This is a genomic window from Anabaena sp. CCY 9402-a (genome assembly GCF_963920945.1).
Taxonomy (GTDB): Bacteria; Cyanobacteriota; Cyanobacteriia; order Cyanobacteriales; family Nostocaceae; genus Trichormus; species Trichormus minutissimus.
The window spans coordinates 21,772-43,655 of sequence record NZ_CAWUDL010000038.1; the positions used below are offsets into that span (position 1 = coordinate 21,772).

Annotated in this window: 15 protein-coding genes; 6 read left to right on the forward strand and 9 right to left on the reverse strand. The window is 42.4% G+C overall.

Translation table 11 applies throughout. From position 1 onward, the window contains the following. Positions 1-11 precede the first annotated feature (11 nt). From ACM0OR_RS15365 to ACM0OR_RS15375, 3 genes are read right to left on the reverse strand one after another with little or no spacing between them, the layout of a single operon-like run. Positions 12-392 carry a VOC family protein gene (locus tag ACM0OR_RS15365; protein WP_414577165.1) on the reverse strand — a complete coding sequence of 127 codons (381 nt, stop codon included), beginning with the start codon at positions 390-392 and terminating at the stop codon, positions 12-14. Positions 393-395: 3 nt separating this feature from the next. Next, positions 396-1,676, reverse strand: a complete 1,281-nt coding sequence (locus ACM0OR_RS15370; RefSeq protein ID WP_414577167.1) for a vWA domain-containing protein — start codon at positions 1,674-1,676, stop codon at positions 396-398. Continuing rightward, positions 1,673-2,929, reverse strand: a complete 1,257-nt coding sequence (locus ACM0OR_RS15375) for a VWA domain-containing protein (protein WP_323267231.1) — start codon at positions 2,927-2,929, stop codon at positions 1,673-1,675. Before ACM0OR_RS15375 ends, ACM0OR_RS15370 begins: the two co-directional genes overlap by 4 nt. Before the next feature lie 714 nt (positions 2,930-3,643). Here ACM0OR_RS15375 and ACM0OR_RS15380 point away from each other — a divergent pair. The 3 genes from ACM0OR_RS15380 to ACM0OR_RS15390 all read left to right on the forward strand — a co-directional run bounded on the left by ACM0OR_RS15380 (position 3,644) and on the right by ACM0OR_RS15390 (position 6,031). Beyond that, on the forward strand, positions 3,644-4,306 hold the full coding sequence (locus ACM0OR_RS15380; RefSeq protein ID WP_190704257.1) for an ATP-dependent Clp protease proteolytic subunit: 663 nt from the start codon (positions 3,644-3,646) through the stop codon (positions 4,304-4,306). Between the two features lie 175 nt (positions 4,307-4,481). Next, a complete protein-coding gene (locus ACM0OR_RS15385; RefSeq protein WP_190704255.1) occupies positions 4,482-5,075 on the forward strand; it encodes an ATP-dependent Clp protease proteolytic subunit in 594 nt (197 codons plus the stop codon). Between the two features lie 326 nt (positions 5,076-5,401). After that, the gene (locus ACM0OR_RS15390) at positions 5,402-6,031 is read left to right on the forward strand and encodes a J domain-containing protein (protein ID WP_414577170.1); all 630 of its coding nucleotides are present in this window, start codon (positions 5,402-5,404) and stop codon (positions 6,029-6,031) included. A gap of 128 nt (positions 6,032-6,159) precedes the next feature. On the opposite strand, the gene ACM0OR_RS15395 is transcribed toward ACM0OR_RS15390, so the two are convergent. Then, positions 6,160-7,491, reverse strand: coding sequence for a Rieske 2Fe-2S domain-containing protein (locus tag ACM0OR_RS15395; protein WP_414577172.1), 1,332 nt, complete (start codon positions 7,489-7,491; stop codon positions 6,160-6,162). Positions 7,492-7,677: 186 nt separating this feature from the next. Between ACM0OR_RS15395 and ACM0OR_RS15400 the strand changes: the two genes are divergently transcribed. Further along, positions 7,678-7,938 carry a MoaD/ThiS family protein gene (locus ACM0OR_RS15400; RefSeq protein WP_414577174.1) on the forward strand — a complete coding sequence of 87 codons (261 nt, stop codon included), beginning with the start codon at positions 7,678-7,680 and terminating at the stop codon, positions 7,936-7,938. Between the two features lie 58 nt (positions 7,939-7,996). Here ACM0OR_RS15400 and ACM0OR_RS15405 read toward each other — a convergent pair whose 3' ends face one another. The 5 genes from ACM0OR_RS15405 to ACM0OR_RS15425 form a co-directional block, all read right to left on the reverse strand. After that, a complete protein-coding gene (locus ACM0OR_RS15405; protein WP_414577176.1) occupies positions 7,997-10,405 on the reverse strand; it encodes a hypothetical protein in 2,409 nt (802 codons plus the stop codon). 88 nt (positions 10,406-10,493) lie between these two features. Further along, positions 10,494-14,237, reverse strand: coding sequence for a TonB-dependent receptor (locus ACM0OR_RS15410; RefSeq protein WP_414577177.1), 3,744 nt, complete (start codon positions 14,235-14,237; stop codon positions 10,494-10,496). Beyond that, a complete protein-coding gene (locus ACM0OR_RS15415) occupies positions 14,234-15,763 on the reverse strand; it encodes a hypothetical protein (RefSeq protein ID WP_323267204.1) in 1,530 nt (509 codons plus the stop codon). The genes ACM0OR_RS15410 and ACM0OR_RS15415 overlap by 4 nt, the downstream gene beginning before the upstream one ends. Positions 15,764-16,068: 305 nt before the next feature. Continuing rightward, complete coding sequence (locus ACM0OR_RS15420; RefSeq protein WP_414577178.1) at positions 16,069-16,635, reverse strand: hypothetical protein; 567 nt, start codon at positions 16,633-16,635, stop codon at positions 16,069-16,071. 107 nt (positions 16,636-16,742) lie between these two features. Beyond that, positions 16,743-19,307, reverse strand: a complete 2,565-nt coding sequence (locus ACM0OR_RS15425) for a beta strand repeat-containing protein (RefSeq protein WP_414577180.1) — start codon at positions 19,305-19,307, stop codon at positions 16,743-16,745. A 563-nt stretch (positions 19,308-19,870) separates the two neighbouring features. Here ACM0OR_RS15425 and thrC point away from each other — a divergent pair. Then, entirely contained in the window at positions 19,871-21,175 is a 1,305-nt protein-coding gene (gene thrC, locus ACM0OR_RS15430; protein ID WP_414577182.1) for a threonine synthase, read from the forward strand. 79 nt (positions 21,176-21,254) lie between these two features. Next, positions 21,255-21,530 (forward strand): MoaD/ThiS family protein, encoded by a 276-nt coding sequence (locus ACM0OR_RS15435; protein ID WP_190704178.1) that lies wholly within the window; start codon positions 21,255-21,257, stop codon positions 21,528-21,530. Positions 21,531-21,884: the final 354 nt, after the last annotated feature.

Below are 21,884 nucleotides of genomic sequence, written 5' to 3' on the forward strand. Positions count from 1 at the left end.
ATTTAATTAACTCATTCGCTAGGCGATGGGCTTGATGTTGATAAAGGGGATACTGTAAAGTTCCTGGTAGTTGAGTCATCAATTCTAATATTTTCTACATCTACATTATGAGATTTTAAATAAGCAACAGTCTCTTCTATATCCTCAACAGCAAAAGCTAAATGTCTTAAACCACAAGCCTCTGGATTACCGACTCTTTGGGGAGGGTTAGGGAAAGAAAATAATTCAATCTGAGTATTTTCGTTGATTCGCAAATCTAATTTATAAGAATTTCTCGTAGCACGAAAAGTCTCTTGGATAATCGCAAAACATAGAATTTCTACATAAAACTTTTTTGATTGTTCGTAGTCTGAACAAATAATAGCTATGTGATGAATACCCGTAGTTTTCATGCGTCAAGAACTCTGTAAAATTGTCTTGGAAGCAATACGAGTTTTCTTGAGGTCTGCATCTGAGAGTTCTTGCCCAGATTGTAGGCGGGTAGCGGAGGTTTGTAAAACCGTGGCTGCATTCTGATCACCGATTTGTAAAGCAGTTTTAGCAGCAGTTTGTAACATTGTCGCCGCACCAGAGCGATCGCCTTGTTGTAATTTAGTCTCAGCTAACTGAGTTTGGCGATATTTAGCTAAAGCTAAAATCGACTGATGCACTTGGGAATTAAAATCTGGTTGATATACCTGTAAAACGCTGGCATACACTGGCCACATAGGCGATAGTAACCCTTCTTGCTCCAAAGATGGGTCATCGTAGCGGATCTGTAGGTTGCCAATTACCTGTTCTCCTAGGGGTAACTTTCCTAAGTACAAATTAGCCAAAACCACCCGTTCGACATCCTTCATTAAATCTCCCAAACGCACCGCAAAACTACCATCATTTGTTTCTACGGGTAACTCAATAATATCCGGGGAAATTTGGGCAATGGGTTTGAGTTCTGCTAACCTGACATTTGGTGTCAGAGACAGCAGCAGGTAAGCATTAGTTAACCCCACCGACTGCACCCGCGTAAATAGGCGATTAAATTGATGGACGGCTTGTTCTGGTCGCTCAATATGGGAGAGAGTCCCGCCACCAGCATCAGCAATTTTTTCGAGTAAATCTTGATTCCAGTTATTACCAAAACCTAGAGTGTTGATAGTCAGGTTGATTTTCGCGGCTTTTTTCGCTAGTTCCAGACACAGCTTACCGTCATCAGAGCCAAATTCCCACTTCCAAATTTTCAGACTGCTTTCACCATGACCATCGGTCAGGAGAAAAGCTTGGGAAACAGCACCTCTTGTCCCCTTCATTAATTCTGTAATTCCCAGTTGCAAACCCTCAGAAATTGATGTCCCACCACTAGCAGTTAATTTCTTTTTAATTTGAGATTTGATATTTTCGGGGTCGAGAACTAGTTGGTTAGGGATGATGACCGTAGCAGAACCCGCAAAAGCGACAACAGAAATGCGATCGCCAGGTTCTAGTCTATCTAATAATCGCTCTACAGCCTGAATCACGGTTTTCAGAGGCTGACCGTGCATAGAACCACTTTGATCCAGAATTAAGCATAAATTTAGGGGTAAATTATGCTCAAACTGCTCGGCGATGGCAGAAACGGAAATTGCCAATTGACGCTGGCTATTGAGTTGAGCCGCATCAATATTGTGATCACTTAAGGCTGAGAGCAATTGGACTTTCATTTTTGAGGGGTATCTTGCAACACAGTTTTCGAGACAATCCTAGTTTTCTTGCGATCGCTTTCCGATAAATCTTGCCCAGCTTGGAGTTGAGTTGCTGAGGTTTGTAACACTGTCGCCGCGCCTGTATCACCCATTTGCAGAGCAGTTTTCGCCGCAGTTTGTAACATAGTAGCCGCACCAGAGCGATCGCCTTGCTGTAATTTGGCTTCTGCTAATTGGGTTTGGCGATATTTAGCTAAGGCCAAAATCGACTGCTGCACCTGGGGATTGGTTTCTGGTTGGTATACCCTAACCACATTGGCATAAACCGGGAGATTCGGAGTGAATATGCCGGCTTGATTTTGGAACGGGTTATCGTACCTGACTTGGACATTAGCTATGGGTTGTTTACCTTCTGGTAACTGTCCCAAATAAATATTCGCCAAAATCACCCTTTCTACATCCTTCATCAAATCTCCCAAGCGGACAGCAAAACGTCCATCACTTTCTTGTTGCAAGGGTAACTCAATTGTGTCTGGGGCAACTTGGGCAATGGGTTTGAGTTCTGCTAACCTGACATTGGGCATAAGGGAGAATAAAAGATAAGCATTAGTCAAGCCCACCGTTTGAATCCGCGTGAACAAACGGCCAAACTCATCCACTGCTTGATCTGGTTTTTGAATATAAGATAAAGCACCTAAACCCGCATCAGCGATTTTTTCTAAAATATCTTGATTCCAGTTGTCGCCGAAGCCCAGAGTATTTAAAGTCAAGTTATAACCAGCCGCCAACTGAGCGAATTTTAAACAGCGATTATTATCACCGTGTTCATTTTCCCCATCGGTTAACAAAAACGCCTGGGAAATAGTGTCTTTCTTCCCCTTGGCTAACTCCTCAATCCCCAAGCGTAAACCTTCATCTATGGCTGTACCGCCATCCGCCGAGAGACGGTTGATTTGTTTTTTGATTTGTTCTGGGTCTGCGATCGCTTGATTAGGGATTAAGACCTTAGCACGGTGATCGAAGGCTACCACACTTAGGCGATCGCCCACATTCAATCTATCCACCAAACGATTCGCCGCTTGTTTGACAATTTCTAGCGGTCGCCCATTCATCGAACCACTATGGTCAAGAATTAAGCATAAATTCAATGGGACAGTGCGATCTTGAGGTTCTGCACCGGCTGAAATGGAAATCGCCAACTGACGCTGACTACTAATTTGGTTAGCGTCCAGATTGGCATCATTGAGGGTAGGCTGCAAATTAACTTTCATAAAAAAAATCGGTAAGTGGGAAACGAGCGGGTCTTTAGACCTGAGAGGAAAACGACTCGTGCGGTTTTAACCGCCTTGAATATTAGAAACATTATCGCCTTGGGGTTACTCTGCTTGGTGTGCTTTTGTAATGCACTTTCAACGGGACAATTACCGATCAAACTTTTCACCCTGTGCGCATAATGTTTTGCTCAATAGAGCCTTCCCTTGCGGGAGTAAAGTTAGCCTAGTCAATGTTTTAAGAGCTTGTTAGGCTTGCAACACTGTTCCAGTGACCTTAGAACTGTTTAATCACAAGCGACAGAGCAAGGGACTGGCTGCGTATCCCAGGGTGTCGTGACTCAAAAAACGTAGTCAGTTAAGACTTAGACGGGTCAGTACAGCTTGCTTGATTTCTCTTACAAGCTCAGTCCCTTTAGGGCTGGGTTACTGACAACCCAAAATTTCCAGGATATTTAACAAACATGGGTAAGGGGAACTTGTCCCTTACATATTCTTGAATAACTTCAAATCATTACACTAGTGCTACGGAAAACTTAATTAAAGTAATCCATTAATATATTGTCAGATAATATATTCAGAATATCTTAGAAGCCACCCATTGGCAGATGCCCAGCTATCTTGCTAATTAGCGAGAAAACCGCACTTGAAGATAGCTAGCATCGCGCTAGGATGTATTACAGTTAACGGCACTATATCAGGCGATCAGTTGCTATGGACATTTCCCCCATCAAGGCTGTTCAAGCCCCTTACTACGGCGATAGTTCCTACCGGACACCGCCGCCAGATTTACCATCCCTACTATTGAAGGAGCGAATTGTCTATTTGGGGATGCCACTAGTTCCTGCTGTCACAGAATTAATAATTGCTCAACTATTGTATTTACAGTCCGACGACCCCGAAAAGCCGATTAAAATTTATATCAACTCTACCGGCACTTCCGGTTATAGCGGTGAACCCATCGGCTTTGAAACCGAAGCCTTCGCCATCTATGACACTATGAAATACATCAAGCCCCCCATCCACACCATTTGCATTGGTTCTGCAATGGGTATGGCAGCAATGTTACTTGGTGCTGGGACAAAAGGTTGCCGAGCTAGTTTACCCAACGCCAATATTATTCTGCACCAGCCCAAGAGCTATGCCCAAGGTCAAGCCACAGATATTCAAATTCGGGCTAAAGAAGTTCTAGTTAACAAAGCCTCAATGGTTGATATTCTGTCTCTGACTACAGGACAAACAACAGAAAAAATTACCAAAGACATGGATCGTCTCTTCTACCTGACTCCATACCAAGCCAAAGAATACGGCTTAATCGATCGAGTCTTTGAAAAAGAAGAACTCGCCCATCCCCCACTACCAGCTAGTGTTCTTTAGTAAGTAGTGAGTAATGAGTAATGAGTAATGAGTAATGAGTAACGACTAGTGAGTAAAAATTAATTTAAAAACTTTACCACTCAGCACCGGCTAAACGCCGCGCTACCGCTAACAGCACTCTCTACTCAGCACTCTCTACTAACCCTGCCCAAATTAACTATTAACGGAGTCAAATATGCCTATAGGAGTTCCTAAAGTTCCTTATCGGATGCCCGGCGGTCAATTTACAGATTGGATTAGCATCTACGATCGCCTGTACCGGGAACGGATTATTTTCCTAGGACGTGATGTGGATGATGAAATTGCTAACCAAATCATCGCTGTCATGCTGTACTTGGATTCAGAAGACCCAGGTAAGGATATTTTCTTATACATCAATTCCCCCGGTGGTATGGTGACATCCGGCTTGGCAATTTATGACACCATGCAGCACATCAAGTCAGATGTCGTAACGATTTGTGTGGGTTTAGCGGCTTCAATGGGTTCTTTCTTGTTGGCAGCTGGGACTAAAGGCAAACGCCTAGCATTGCCCCATTCCCGAATTATGATTCACCAACCTTCTGGCGGGACTCGTGGACAAGCTACTGACATCGAAATCGAAGCTAGAGAAATTATCCGCATTCGTCACCAGTTGAATCAAATTTATGCCAACAATACTGGTCAAACCCTAGCCAAGATTGAAAAAGACATGGATCGGGACTTTTTCATGTCCGCCCAAGAAGCGAAAGAATACGGCTTAATTGACCGTGTGATTGAAGACCGCGTGTAGAATCAGGGACTGGGGACTAGTACCGCAAGGCGGAAGTCAAAAGTCATAGACGCGAAAGCGGCTTCCCGCAGGGTAAGTCAAAAGTCAAAAGTTTAATATATCAAGGCTTTTGCTGTTTTGAAATAGTCTGCTTATTTACGCCGTGTTGTACTAGTAAGAAGCAAAGGGGCAGAGGAGATTTTACCCCAATGCCCAATGCCCCATTCCCAATCCTTTACAAAATTCGTTAAATATGAACTATAAAATATAAGATTATTCAATATTATTAAAACTTTCGGTTGGCAGATCATAGCTGATAACTGAATATTCACCACTAATAGATCAAAATGGATCTTGGAGATTGCTACCGTTTATTGGGTTTAAGGTCGGGAGCTTCTTTTACCGACATTAAAACCTCTTACCGACGACTGGCGCACCAATATCACCCGGATATCAACCCCGGTGATAAAAAAGCTCAGGATAAATTCATTGCCTTGACTGAGGCATACAGATTTTTATTGTCTGTCGTCCCACCAGAGGAGACAACCCCACGGACAAAGCCGTCGCCTACTTCTACATCTAAACGCGAAGAGACAAAAACCACCCAACCACAAAAAGCAACTACAGCTACCGCAACAACTGAGAAACCACCAACCACCCAACCGCCGAACATTGTAGAAATCGAACAACGGCTAAAGTGGAAGACATACGAACAACTGCAAAGATTTTTGAGAGAGAGGCGATTTCCCCAAGCGATCGCCCTAGCCGAAGCCTTAGCCGCACGTTTACCCAAAGATGCAGAAGTACGCCAATGGCAAGCGATCGCCTATCAGATTTGGGGACGCGCTCTCATTAGTGAAAACCAACTACTAAAAGCCAGAGTTTATCTCAAAAAAGCCTTAAAAACTGACCCCCATAATAAAACCTTATGGGAAGAAATACAGCGCGACTTCCAAAAGTTGGAGCAGATTTTTTAGAAAAAGTCAATGGGCATTGGGCAATTCAATGAGTGGATTTTGGATTTTAGATTTTGGATTAGTTTGAATCTAAAATTCCCCAGTCCCCAGTCCCCAGTCCCCTGTCACCTGTCCCCTGTCACCTGTCCCTATCTTTCCGAGTGAACATAATCTACAAAGTAAAATTTCGGAGTTAGCCAGAATTTTAGCCAAGCATAAGCAGCAAGACCTAAAACTCCGCTAATTACTAAAGGTAAACCTAACTTCAGTCTGAGGCTGTCTGGAAGGATGGCAGCCGCAGCCACGGTAATGGCAAAATATGCCAGGAGGATGATTTGCGATCGCTCTATATTCTTTAAGGCATTACGGCAACTACTACAATGCTGGGTATGTTGTTTGTAACGATCTAACACCACAGTGCGATCGGGATTGATGGTTGAAGATTCTGCAATATTCAGTCCAACTTCTTGCCAAGGTAACTTTCCCTGACAATATCGATCAAACCACCTACGAAACTCAATGACTAAACGGTCTGCACTAGTAGGCATTTGGTAGGCTGTTTTCCAGCTTTCCGTTGCTTGTCTTTGTTGGAGAATCTGTTCTTGTTGAAGTAATAGAACCATATCTCCATCTAAAACAGGATTACGGTTGTTGATATGATCCCACCAACGGGGTGTAAACCGATGGAGTTCTTTGGCAAAATTACGGCTAAATTGAGCGACAATTCTAGATTTACCGGGGGATACAGGAATACAGTAAGTAATCAATCCTATTTGTTTTCCCGCATCACCAAAACTTATAGCATACTCTAAACGACAAGGTGGCTCGAAGATAATTGTACTTTTCAAGTTTCTACTCACATTGACTTCAATCAATTCTGGCGTAGATTGCACAATGTCGATAGGAATGGGTTTTGCTTGTTCTCGCCTCCCCTGCACCCCATGATGAGAAAAAGGCACATGACTAGGATCGGCAACGTTTTCAACTAAAGTTTGCCAATCATATGCCAAATCACGGACAAAAGAACTCCAAACAAAACCTTTACTAGCATCTATCTGCGGTGACAAAGGTAAAGGTGTTTGATCCGCTAACTCTGCTGACTTAGCATCTGGCCAGACCCAGAGTAAATCATTTGCTTGACGAACTGGTAAAGTCGTCACACAAAAACTATCTTGATTCTTCGTGACAATTTCTGGATTCTCAGCTTGGGGAATATGAGTGCAAACCCCTTGCGCATCAAATTGCCAACCGTGATAACTACACATCAAATTCCCTGTCTTGTCGTCAACTCGTCCTTCACTTAAAGGCGCAAGACGATGCGGACATTGATCCAAAAATACTCGGTAAGTTTCCGAAGATTTAGGCTTCCAGATAACTAAACGCAACCCTAACAGTGTTATGGGAGTAGGTCGTTGAGGATCTATATCTTCAACGGGTGATACTGGATACCAATGCTGAAAAAAGTTGAATTCTGGTTGCATTTTGCTCAAAAATTAAATAAATTTTAAATAAAGTGTATGTAACGACCGTTAAAATCAAGAGTTAGCGTTTTTGTTAGTGATAGTAAACAGTAAATCTCAAATAATCGCCCAAACTTGAGAAACTTTGTCAATCTAGTCTGCGTCCCTAAAAAGGCTCGTACCGTAAAACTCGGACGATAAAATTATATGTGCAATTCAGCTATCACCATCACAGTCAAATTATTTGCTGTCTATCAAGAAATATATGGAGTACCAGAGCTAGTGTTAGATTTTCCCTATGGTACACCTGTTAGCGCAGTGTGCGATCGCCTGATTACCGAACACCCAAAACTCAGCCAATGGCGTGATGTTACTCGCTTTGGGATTAATTTGATTTTTGTCGAACCCGATACAGTCTTAAAAGATGGTGATGAAGTGGTGTTAATTCCACCTGTTAGCGGTGGCTAGTACCGCAAGGCGGAAGTCAAAAGTCAAAAGTCAAAAGTCAAAAGTCAAAAGTCAAATTTCACTTCACCTTAGCCCGGAAGCGTACAAAGCCGTAAGAATCTGGTGATAAGGTAGGTAAAATAGAATTGCGGGTAATCTCTACTACTACAGCCCCATTGGTATTGTTACCACTGTTATTGCAGAAACTGGGTGTATTGGGATCATTCGCTGGGTAAAAAGTGCCGCGATCGCTATCTGCTACATTACTAAAATATACTGTCGGGGTAGTAGAATCCACTGCCATAGCCATCCCTTGATCTGCATCAGCTAAACCGCCATCATTGGGAGTTAAACTATTAAACGCAGTAGGCAAAAATGTCGTATTATTAGGTACTAAATCACATAATTTAACCTTAACTGCATTACTTAGACCACTAGAAAGAAAATAGATAGTGTACTCTAAAATATCTGCTGGCTTAACAGTCCCAGCATTAATTAAACCGCGTAAATAATTAGCTGGCCACTTAGAATCATTATCATCAGTATCCCGTGGTGCAGCTACATAATTAGTATCAGTATTATTTACATTACTACTACCATCTACAATATTAGTGAAGTCTTGGTTGTTAATGCGGGTGATACGTTTGACTAATAGTAATTTAGAATTACCAACTGTAGCAGATGTAAACTGCATAGTTACTGTTGCAGGCGTAGGATCTTCTTTTCCTGCCGCATCCACTGCTGCTACGGTAAAATTAACTGTGATTGCACCATCATTTGGGTCTAGTGTCAGTTTGGTTGGATCATAGCTATTAATCACCTGGTTAGCTACCACAGGTATGTTGTCGTAATATAGCGTCCCATTAGTTGGCAGAGTAACAATTTTAAAGCTTTTACCAGCACCAAGATTACCATCTTCAGGGTCAGTTCCAGATAGGGTAGGTACTTGCACTTTATTTGTTCCGCCCGGATTGGGTTGTTGAAGTGCAGTGACATCATTAGTATTAGGTAACTGCTCAATCCCAAAGTCCTGATTAGAGATATCTGTACCAGTATTAAAAGTAGACGTTGTTAGTGGGCTAGTATTAACCCAGTTAGCAGGAAGGGATGGCAAAGGTGCAGTATTACCAACTGTTCCAGGAGTTGCACTTAAAATAATTTTGACGTTATTTTGATTGAGGGGAACGTTGAGAAATGTGTAAGTACCATCTGCGGCGACAGGTATTGTTCTTAACACGTTATTATTTGAATCTACCAGAATAGCATTTAACACCCCACCTGCATTAGTACCCGTTTCTGAACCAGTATTGATATTAGTGAAAGTATTGTTTGCACTATTGTCCGCATCATTCCACACCTTACCGCTAACGAAATCATCATCATAGATTGTGTAGTTGGAAACGATAGTCGGGCTACCACCACAAGTCATTGTAGAACTAGCAAAAAAACTGGATGAAGGTTCTAGGGTAAATATGATTGTCCTAATTCCTTCAGGAACATTATTATTAATGACAGTAAAGGGAATACTAAAGACACTATTAGCATTGCTACCGTCATAGTTGCCCGCAGGGATAGTCATATTAAAGGTAGATGTACCTGATGTTGTAGTGAAATGCGTACCTAAAATCGCTGTCCCACTGACAGTAATGGGAACACTAATTCCCCCTGTTGGCACTAAACCAACAACCCTCAGTTTGGGAGGGTTGGTAGTGGGATTAGTTTCTGATTCAGCCCCATCACCGGAACTGGCGACAAACTCCAGCACAGGTTTACCAGCAAACTGCACATCATCAAGGAAGTTACCTGTAGTCAGGTTATTATTCGCGGTGGAAACTGCTGCAAATCCTACAGGTTTATTACCAGTCGAACCAGTGTAAGGCACAGAGCCATTGTACCGAACCCAGCCATCGCCGGCGTTATTATTAGTGACCGTGGGAATAGTTGCACCGTTCTGTGCAACAGGTTGTGTGGTAACTGTGCCATTATTAGTTGTTGAGAATCGTCCAAAAATAGTTGGTGTTCCAGTAATTAACCCAATTAAAAAATTAGCTACGTCAGGAGTGGATGAATTTGTCCGCCCACGGTGTAGAAGAGAGAATGTAATTGTTTCATTTTGATATAGACATAGGTTCTGATATAATTGAGAGTTTTCTTCAGCATTTAACTCAGCAAATTGATTTCCTGCACCAGTCGCTGTGTTAACACTACTGAATCCCTTTGTCCAAATCTCGATAATTTTGCCCAATGTAGTGAAACCAGTAGTTGCACAAGAAGCTGTCCCTTGCTTGGTGTTATGGGTTGTTGTCCACCCAGGGATCTGGCTTTCATCCACTTGAATGTAACAGCTAGTAGCAAAAACAGGTTGCTCAAAACTGGGATTTAAGAACGATCGCTGGATTTGAGCTTGGGCTAACGTAGGTTGTAGTACCAATGTTGTACTTATTAATAAACCACCGAAATTTTTAATATTTTTCTGATAATTTTTCATAAATAAATTAGTTATAAAATATCCTTATAAATATATTTATTTCCTGGTAGAAACCTTGCAGTGCAACGTCTCCACTCCACATCTACCCTTAACGCGCCACAGGTTTCTGTAATCCAAACCCATCAAATAATTCATTCAGTTTAAGCGTCAAACCCAAATAAAGCCCCCCCGCCGATCGCGTACCAGAAAAATCACGGTCATCAACTTTCCCAAAAGCATAACCAGCACCAAGACGTAGGTTAGGACTCAAATAGTAACCTGCTTCCACAACAAAACCCGTCTCAGTATAGTTAGCTTGACCAATTACACGCGCTTCACCCACCAAATCCCAGCTATATCCCAAGCGATAAGTAGCACGCAATTGTCCCAGATTTACTGTACTTGTACCCGCCAAGTCATTCGCTAAATAAGAAGTGCTATTACGCAGTGCATACTTACCATAAAATTCCCATTGCCAATTAGGTGCATAAATAGCTTCTACAGCAAAGGTATGGTCTTGAGAACCCGTACCACTACCTAACAGAATTGTGTCGGGGATAATCGCCGGGTTTTGACGATATTCATAACGCAACAAAGCATTAAATTTATCGTCGGTGGGGTCACGGTAAGCTAAACCCAACTTTAAGTTCACCGTATCACCCAATCCAGAGAGTTTTTGATTAGAAGAGTTGGCTTGTTGATAACGCACCAAAGCCGTCAGCGCAGGGGAAATTTTACCTAAAGCTGCGGCGGAAATCACCGTATTAGAACCACCAGAAGAAGTGCGATGTTCATAACGCGCACTAGCTTGAAACTCTGGATTATCAGCATATTCCAAGCCAACACTGTAACTATCACCACCATTAAATCCAATAGCAGCAGCACTTTGTCCAGGTGCAAATGGTTGGGCAAATTGTTGATCTGCGGCGGTGCGGTTGAAGAAGTTACCAAAGACGTGTTCGTAAGCCAGATTTAGCCGTAATCCAGAAGCAATCATCCACTGATTTTTTAAACCTACAGCACCTTGGGTAGTCAGTTCGTTAGCCCCTCCGATAATGGAGTAACGACCAGTTAAAGTAGTATCTGAACCAAGTTTATGTTCGCCGTTGACACTTAAACTAGTGATGGAATTTCCCTCTAATTGACCGCTAGTGTAAAATTGTTGGGCGAGACTAATATTTACACCAGAAACAACAGCCCAATTTAGTCCTAAGATAGTGCGGTCTGGGTAGACTATATCTTTTTGGGAAGATAAGGTGAGTTCATTTTGGGCTTGGAAAGTTAGTTTATTGGTGAGGGGATAGGTGAAACGACTACGCAATTGATCGGATGTACTTTCTAAGGCGTTAGTCGAAATCCTGTCTTGGCGATCGCGATGAATCCAATCAACATCTACAATAGCTTTACCCAAACGTTGTTGTATCCCCGCAGAAATAGTTGTGAGGGAATTATCAACTTTACTACCGGGGATGGCTTCTGAACGCGGTGAAAATAATTCTTCAAAGGTATCTAGGGGTTGCGGTGCAATGCCAAAGTTATCTTCGTGGTCGTACTGCACCCGAATATTGGTAGTTTGAGAAACTCTTCCTGTTAACTGTCCGCCATAACGAGTCTGACCAGGAACAAAGCTAATGGTGGCGTTATTCGCAAAACCTGTATCGGCGTGGCGATAATAGGCGCGACCTTGTAAACCTGTAAAAATCTCACCTTGGGCTTCTAAGCGGTAAGCTTCGCCGCTTACCTGTCCTATGATGTCAGAATCATTGGTGGAATGGGCATATTCTGCGGTTAACTTACCTTGAGAACCTAAAGAGATCATGGCATCTGCGCCATAAAGTTCAAAACCGCGTACTCCTTGGTTTTCTCGGATGTAGGTAGCTCCTAGCCAACTTTCTTGATTCAGGATGCGGGAAAAGTTATATTGCAGACGACCTGCATAAATGTTGCTATCGGTGTTCTCACCGTCGTATTGATAGCTAACAATAATGCGCCGGACAAGAACTTGTCCGGTTGCGTCAATATCTGTACGCAGAATTGGTTCACGAAAAATTAGAGTACCGCGATCGTAATCAATTTCGTAGTCTGCTCCTCTATTTAGTTGTTCCCGTTGCAATACTGAACCAGGGCGATTTAATTCTTCTAACTCAATGAAGACATTCTCACTCCCAGGGACTAATAGCCGACGAGAGAGGAAATAATAACCGCTAGTACCATCAGGTGCGATCGCATCTCGTTGAAAAGCCTCTAAATTATTACCATAGAAACCTGTAATTTGCAGATTTCCTAAGTTGTAATTGGCTTTAAAGCCGTGGAGTTGGCGAGTAATAGCGGTGAACTGCTGAGAAGAACGAGCAAATTCTTCTGTGTTGTAGTCACCCCACATCGCATAATCAGGCGCAGTTCCAGGGATACGAGTGGAACGTTCAAAGCGTAGATATAGGCTATCAATAGAAGGTGCAACGACATCAATTTTGGAACTATCACCGTAGACAGGATAGTTTTGTTCACTAAATTGATGACTCCTAAACAGTCGATTATCACAGTTGCAATCTTCGTTGAGGCTGCGAGAACTATTGTACGCACCCGTAAATAACCAGTCGCCCAGAGTACCCGTAGCAAAGATAGCGGAATTAAAATCTAATTGGGTGCTTGTATCTTTATCAGGACGGAGAAAATCTCGAAAACTCCCGTAATAGTCTGTCCCTCTCGCACCTAAACGCACATCTATCACCCCAGTTACTAGACTGGGACGCAGTGCTGTTTCAAATTGCAATTGGGTAAAGGCTTCTAAATCATTGGCTATAGCTCTAATTCTCACAGTTTGGGCTTTGAGATCAGAACGCAATTGAGCTGTAAACTCTCCTTTCTTTACCTCTGCCTGAAATCCTGGTTGTTCTGGTTTCAAGTCTGTTCCTACTAACTCGCCAGCCGTAGGGATTAAAGTAGCGATCGCATCTTGATTCGATCGATTTCCATTTACATCTAGCAGTTGACCTTTGATTGTCGCTGTCGAACGTCCATCAGCCGGGATACGAGACTCAACGGTTTCTATCGTTAATTTACTGGCTGTTCCTCTGACTACTACCCTGGCTGTGACAGGTGTCTCTGTACCTCCTACGATTTGGGCAGAGAGAGTATTTTCACCGTCTTTAAGGGAGACTCCGTACCATGTCTGCGTTACTAAGTTTGTATCCGCATCAGTTTCGGTTTTTCCTAATAAAGAAGCATCTACCAATGCACCATTCACCCGCAATTCTACTTGACTACCAACAGGAAACTCTACCGTTACTGTAGTTGCTGGGACATCTACAACGCTGTCAGCAGTGGGGGTGAGGATTTTTAATGCTGGGGATTGGGGAGTATTTTCTTTGGTTTCATCGTTTTTGTCTGGTTCTGCTGCTATTAACTTACTTAAGCCTCTGGGTAAGGGGGTTTCGATGGCTGGTTGGAATGTGGGGATTTCTTTAAGTCTGTCTGGGATGGGTGCGGTGAGTTTGCTTAAGCCTAATGGTACTTCAACATCTACTGAGGGTTGAAATGGTGGGATGGCATTTTCAGAAAGCTGAACATTTTCGTTCTGTATTTCTTGAATTCCTGCTTCTAGGGGAACTGGCGCGTTTGATTGAGTAGTTGTTTGACCTAACCCCCTAACCCCCTTCCCTACTAGGGAAGGGGGGATATTTAAAGCTTCTTGTTTTGTCGAAGGCGAGGGGTTTTCTAACTCTGGTAAAAATTCTGGGTGATTATTAGTATCAGCAGTTGCACTATGAGCTATAGCCGGATACAAAACGCAGCTAAAAGCCCCTACCATCACTCCCATGAACCTCAAATTGAAATTAGTTACAGGTTTCATGGCTTAACTACCTCCTCAGCGATCGGAGTAACGGCGAAATTCATCCGTACTAAGCCTCCTGGTTCTAAGCGCACTAGGCGAGATTGACTATTACGCTCACGGAATTTTTTGTTGGGCGCGAGTTTGTAACCGGGAACACTGGTGAGGTCTAATACTCCGGCGTGACTTCCAGGTAAGGCGTTAGCTACGGAAAACAAACCATTGGGATCGGTAGTAATTCGGTTGCCATCTTGTAAGAAAATTACCGCGTTGGCAACTCCTGGTTCTCCTGGTTGTTGTTCCCCATCGAAATTTTTGTCAACAAACACACGACCGATAATTGTGCCACAGTCAGAAACTATGCCTGGACGAATTCTTAATTGATGGGTAGCTGGGCCATCTTTAATACTAAAACCATTGTCAGCACGTAAGGCATTGGCGATCGCACTGTTCCTTCCAGTACCGCGCAGAGAGTCAGTCGTTAATTGTGCTGCGTAGGCAATATTTAGCACTTTCCCGACGGGGATACTGACATCTGTGTTGAAGGTGACAGTGCTACCATTACGTGTAGAAGTGATGGCGACTAGCTGACCATCAATTTCTCCCCGGACAAATTTAGGTAAAAAGTTAAATCCTAAAGGTAAATTATCGGTGACAACTACATTATTTAAAGCCGCATCAGATAAGTTGCGGACTGATAGGCGATAGATTACAGTATCGCCTGGTTCAGCCGCAGCGCGATCGCCTGTTTTGATGATCTGCATCTGACTGGCTTGACACATATTAGTAGTAAATTCAAAAGCTAATAAGTCCAATCCCACGACTTCTGCATTTGGAACTAAGACCACTGTGCTTTCTACTCTGGTTTCGCCAGTGAGACTGATTGGTTGACCATCTAAAGAGGTAGCAATATAACGGACAATACTGTTATTAACTGCACCTGCGCTATCAAGAATTTCAATCTTGATGCGTCGTTGCTGATAAACAGAATTAGCTGGGGGATTAACTACAAAAATATAAGTCCTACCTGGATCAGTTTGACCTTTATTTGGATCAAGTAAGAAATTATAGACACCAGCCGGATTATTAGTAATGAAATAAGGATTAATATTTTCACTATTTGGTGCTTTACCACCAGGAATATTATTATTAGGAATATCAGGAACTTCTGTGCGGGTTAGAGAAACTAATTGCCCTAATTCTGTCCCCGTTGGATCATTAGGATTAGGTTCATATACACCCACAGAAAAACCTGTGTAATCTGGTAAAAGCGCACCTCCACAACCTAAAATGCGTCCTAATGGGTCAACTAATGGCTCAGGATTTAAATTAATCTGACTAGTAAGTCCTTCATATCGATTATTGCTAGCAGTATCTTGATAAGTATAAGTAGCTTGATTTGTGAGATTGACCACACGAGCATCTTGTGCAGTGGCTGGGATGAATATGGTCGTTTGTAACAAACTGCCAAGCAGGATTGTTGCTGTTAACTGTTGATAGAATTTACTACCAAAAGTATTTTTTTTCTTGTTACGAGGACGGTTCACTGACTTATCTCCTCAGACACGCCCTGATATTTACATTTATTAATAAAGACATTTATTGAAAAGTGATAATTATCTCCAGCCCAAAGACATCAGAAGCCCCAATTAAGAGGTCAAGACAAAAAGCTTCATCTAAAGATGCGATAAATCGCATCTTGAAAAAATGTACGATGTAGATTTTTCATCAATTACGAATTACAAATTATGAACTACGAATTATCTAGTCAACAGATGTCATCACGATCAATTAATAAACAAAGGCTGACTAATAAGTAAATGTTGCCCAAAAACAGTACAAAACCAGTCAGTTAGCGTACCTGAGTTTGATAAGTTGCTTGAACTGTAGTTTTTGCTGCTACAGAGGGAAGTTGCAACCGGATGTGAGTATAAGCAGTTGCTGGTGCTGGTTTGGTTTCAACTTTGCCACCAGGGAGGGTAACTTTAATTGTGGGGTTATCTACAAAACTACGTCCGCCATCAATGCTGTAGGTAATTTTGGCATCTTTATTACTCATATTGGCAGACTTCAACACATACATCATCCCTTGAGGAATGGGTTGATTGAGAGTGAGATTTTTAATGGGGCGATCGCTCTTGTTTTCCCCACTCAAGGTATAACGTAATATATCCCCTGGTTGTACCACAGCCTTACCTTGTAACGCTTGCCATGCAACCTTTTGTTTACCTTGTTGGTCTTTAGTTACAACTTGCTTTTCTGCTGCTAAACGTAGCTGTAATTGTGGTTGCTTTTGAACATTTTGCGCCACCACACTGCTAGATGACCAGAAAGCAGCTACTCCTGGTACATCATCGATAAATGGTACAGTGGCAATCAGAGCAAATGCTCCCATACCTGCAATAAAAATACCCTTCATTTAAATTGCCTCAAAAACTCTTAGATATATAATTCCCATGTTTGTAGTAAGGACTTTAGTCCTGAATTTCTCAGCACTAAAATACTTACTACAAACTCTGCAAAACTCTAGTTAACCTTACGACGGAAGGTAAATGTTCTTAGCTGACCTGGTGCTACCTGACCAGTTACAGTATTGACATATCTAGTCACGTCGGTAGTTAAAGTAGTTCCAGTCTGATCGCTACCGAGGGTGGTAGCTGGATTACCGTTAAAGAACTGGATATTACCATTTGGATCAGTGGCTGAACCAATAATGTTACTGGTATCAATCTGGCCATTACTATCGTTATCTAATGCCCAGTTGTTAGGAGATACCACACCATTTTCATTAATCACCACATTACTGGCATTCAAAATAATATTACCGTTACCAGACTGTGGCTCAGAAATATTACTGTACTGAATTACGTACTCAATAATATTTCCAGGTACAGGTTTCTTGGCAGCAGTGCTAAGTTGACCATCAGCACCTGCTACTGGCTGTCCATTTGCATCTAAGATTCTGGAGAGTTTCTCCAGTTTCAAGTAACCAGTATATACACGGTTAATAGTTGTATTACGGACAGTTTCAGAACCCAAACCAGCATTAGTATCATCCACAAAAGCCGTAATAGGAACAGGGAAACCTCTGCCAATATCTGTAGATAACTGAGTTCCAGCAGGTAGATCAACTTCCACACCGTAGTTGATATTAGTACCACCTAGGACGCTAGGAATAGTAATGTATTTACTTAGGGCATCAATAGCTGATTGATCACTATTAAAGAGGAAATTAGTACCATTCCAAACATAGGTTCTAGATTCAGAACCGTAGGTAATGGTGACTAATGTACCCGTGGGTAAATGACTAGCCGTTGCAGGTGGCGTAGGAACAAGGGAGTAACTGCTGGTGTTAGTACCATTATTTCTGATCGTGTTAGTGAAAGCTACTGCTTGCGGGTTAAGTGTCGCACCTGGTACTGTACCTGCTGGTACTAAAGAAGATTTGTTAGTGAAGTCGTCATTAGTTGTACCAGATGGGCCAATGGCAGCAGGAGCATTTACAGGGCCATTGAGAACTGCTGAAGTTACAGGAATTTCTACAGTAAAGATGTTGGCTTCACCACCTGTGCCAACACCAGTGTTATCGTTATTACCATCAACTCCTGTTTCGGGCGTAGCGGGGTTATTCACAAAACCATCATCAACGCTCAAATTATCAGGAATACCATCACTATTGCTATCGACAATATCAGGAATACCATCATCATTGGTATCCGTAACTGTAGGTAGTTTCATGTTGCCCAGTTGACCATCGAAATTACTGGGATTTTGATCACCAGATTCATCGTATACAGGCACATTAGTACCAGGGGTTTGACCAAATACTTGGGCGATGTTAGCAACTTGCAGGGGTGAAGATGCACTAGATTCAACGGCTAATTGAATGGAAAAACCAGTTACCGTTTGATTGGGTGCAACAGAAGTAACCGTAGCGGGGTTGTTGATAAAACCAACACGGGTGACTGTACTTAGAGTACCGGGTGCTGTTATCGTCCATGCGGCAGCATTAGCATCTGTGGTTACTGCATCTGTAGTATAAACTTGTATCCATCCAGGTGGGGCAGTTGGTATGGCTGCTAAATCCGTACCTGCAGGAATCGCGTCGGAAATTAAGATGCGTTTTTGAGTAGTTGTACCTGAACCTGTATTAAGTTGAATATCTGTCCCTTCCAAGGCGGCTGGTGTCAGTCCCTTTCCTGTGGGATCATTGCCTTCAACTCGTAAACTCAACCCATAGGTGATCGTGTCATCTGTAATTAAGTTAGGTGTACCAGCGTTGTAACCAGTACGTGTCTTGAGAATAGTCGCTAAAGAGTAGGTCTTAACAACTGCACCCACTTTCACATCTATAGAAGTATCACTAGCTTCTCTAGTACCGTTCACTGGAACACCATCTACTTCTGCATCAGTAGGAGTACCATCTGGGTTATCTACAGTGTAAACGTCACCACCATCAGGACTTCGTAGGACGTTTTGAGCATTGGCGGGAGTATTACCCAACTTAACGGTAATCGTGTCATTAGGTTGTGCGCCTGGCTGTACAGTAACTGGTACTCTGACTAAGACCTGACCCCCTACAGGAATATTGGGTACAATTACGTCTGAACCAGTGATGTTAACCCAAGTTGTCCCGCCGTTGATACTATATTGCAGGTTATTTGCTGTGCCGCCATCAGGCAATGTTCCAGAAACTGTGGCTGGCCCAGTTGTACTAGCAAGGTTGGGTATGCGGAAGCCGGTGGGGTCGTTACCGACGTTGGTGATGGTGTAATTGAAGATTAATAAATCGTCAACTGTAACATTACCACCGTTACTATCTACCAAACCTGTATAGTCAACTGTGATACCTGCAACTTCCGCGACAGTGACGGTTACTGTGTTAGAAGTAGTGTTGAGTGGTTTGTCAGGGTCATTAGGATCTTCGTAGGTGGCTGTGGCTTCGTTGCTAATAGATGTACCAGCAGTAGTTCCTTCAGCTAGTACAGGTGCAATAAATTGGAAAATACCGTTAGCTAGGAATACTGTTGCGACTAAAGCGCGGTAAGGTCTAGACTTCTTCGTCTGATTAATTCTATGCCGAGATTTCATTTGGTGTATTTGCTGGGTAAAGTGCTGCCTGGTAAATTTCGATGAGAACAAATGCAAAATACACCAGAGTCATTGAAATCTACGTTTGATGTATGTTGCAGTTATTTCTTTCCATAGAAAACTGATTCCAAAGCAATCTAAATCACTTTGGAATATGGGTTGGCTCTCATATATGAGCTTTGGCACAACCAGTTGCTGATTGACTAAGCTTGATTTATCGAAATAGAGTTAATTTATTGTTACAGGATGATCGCATAACAATCACAACCTTAAACCAAAAAAAATAGATTTAAAAACCGTTAAAATACCAGTCTTTAAAGATTTAGTTCAAAAACAATTATTTTTTTTCACAGAGGCAATCTTAAAAACTTATCTATCTTTTTATACAAAATTATTATTTCCATTCAGTAATACGGTGGTGCAAAAGCGTAGGATTGCGCTTGTACCAATCTAGGTAACGTTATAAAATACCCGATAATTTTAGTCGGGTATGTTTGACTGGTATTTTTACTCGTGTTAGTATTCAGCCACAGTTGACGGACAAACAGGGAAAGATAGTTACTATGACTCAGGCAGTATCAACTCCTACCAAAACAAGCAACGCCACCTTTAGTGCTTTGAAATGTAAAGAATGTGGCGCGGAATATGAACTCAAAGCCATTCATGTGTGTGAGTTATGCTTTGGGCCTTTGGAAGTGAAATATGACTACAATGCTTTGCGTCTAACTGTCACCCGCGAAACCATCCAAGCTGGCCCGAACTCAATTTGGCGTTATCGTCCCTTTTTGCCCGTCGCAACTGACAATGTAATTGATGTGGGAACAGGTATGACTCCCCTGGTACGTTCCCATCGTCTAGCCCGCCGCCTGGGTCTAAACAAACTATATATAAAGAATGACGCGGTAAATATGCCCACCCTGAGCTTTAAGGATCGGGTGGTGTCCGTTGCTCTTTCCCGTGCTAGGGAGTTGGGTTTCACAACAGTTTCTTGTGCAAGTACCGGTAACTTGGCAAACTCTACAGCTGCGATCGCAGCTCATGCCGGTTTAGACTGTTGTGTCTTCATCCCCTCAGATTTAGAAGCTGGTAAAGTCTTGGGAAGCTTGGTATACAGTCCTACTTTGATGGCTGTCAAAGGTAACTACGACCAAGTAAATCGCCTCTGCTCGGAAGTTGCTAATACACACGGTTGGGGTTTTGTCAATATTAATTTACGTCCTTACTACTCTGAAGGTTCTAAAACACTAGGGTTTGAAGTTGCTGAACAATTGGGTTGGGAACTACCAGATCATATAGTTGCACCTTTAGCGTCGGGTTCACTGTTCACCAAAATCTATAAAGGTTTCAACGAATTTGTCGAAGTTGGTTTGGTAGAAGGTAAAAACGTCCGCTTTAGTGGCGCACAAGCAGAAGGTTGTTCACCAATCGCCGAAGCGTTTAGAGAAGATCGCGACTTTATTAAACCAGTTAAACCGAATACAATTGCTAAATCAATTGCGATCGGCAACCCAGCCGATGGTGTTTACGCCGTTGAGATTGCCAAGAAGACTGGCGGTAATATTGAATCAGTCAACGATGCAGAAATTATCGAAGGGATGAAGTTGCTAGCCGAAACAGAAGGCATCTTCACAGAAACAGCTGGCGGAACTACTGTTGCTGTACTGAAAAAATTGGTAGAAGCTGGCAAGATAGATCCAGATGAAACGACTGTGGTTTACATCACTGGCAACGGTTTAAAAACCCAAGAAGCAATACAAGGCTATATTGGCGAACCTTTGACAATTGATGCCAAACTCGATAGTTTTGAACGTGCATTAGAGCGATCGCGTACTTTAGACCGCTTGGAATGGCAACAAGTTCTTGTTTAGTTAATAGTCAATAGTCATTAGTAAACTGCTAATGGCTATTGACAACCTCTTTGTAACAACTGACCACTATTAACTCACTATGGCTGTAAAAGTTTTAGTCCCTACCCCTCTACAAAATTTCACTAACAATCAAGCTGCGCTAGAATCTAGTGGGAGCAACATTGCTGAACTTTTAGACTCTTTAGAAACAAGCTTCCCTGGGATTAAATCGCGGTTGTGCGATGAAAAGGGACAGCCACGACGCTTTTTAAATTTTTATGTCAACAGCGAAGATATTCGCTTTTTGGAGGGTACAGCTACACCTTTGAAAGATGGGGATGAAGTGAGTATTGTCCCGGCTGTCGCAGGTGGTTGATGTAATACAAATTTGTCAACCAATATAGTTTTAGTCTCTCCGGTACTATATCTAGTAAGTTACAGCAGAAATAAAACCATGATCTGAGAAGAGGTAAAAAGCGGTTTTTTCTTTTGCTTTGTAGTTCTAGAGAGACGATGGATGTCAACTGTTATTAGCATGAGTAGTCTTTATTACTCGTGCTTTTTGTGTTGAACTTCAAGGCGGCTAGAAGTCGTGGCTACACAGTGTTCAATTTACCCTCTCAGGTTGAATACTGTACGCGCACTTATTTTGAGATAAAAAGAGGAATTAATCTGTTGTCGGGAAACGAGTAGGAGGATTTTTTGCCTAAAACTTAAGGGGAAGCAGAGG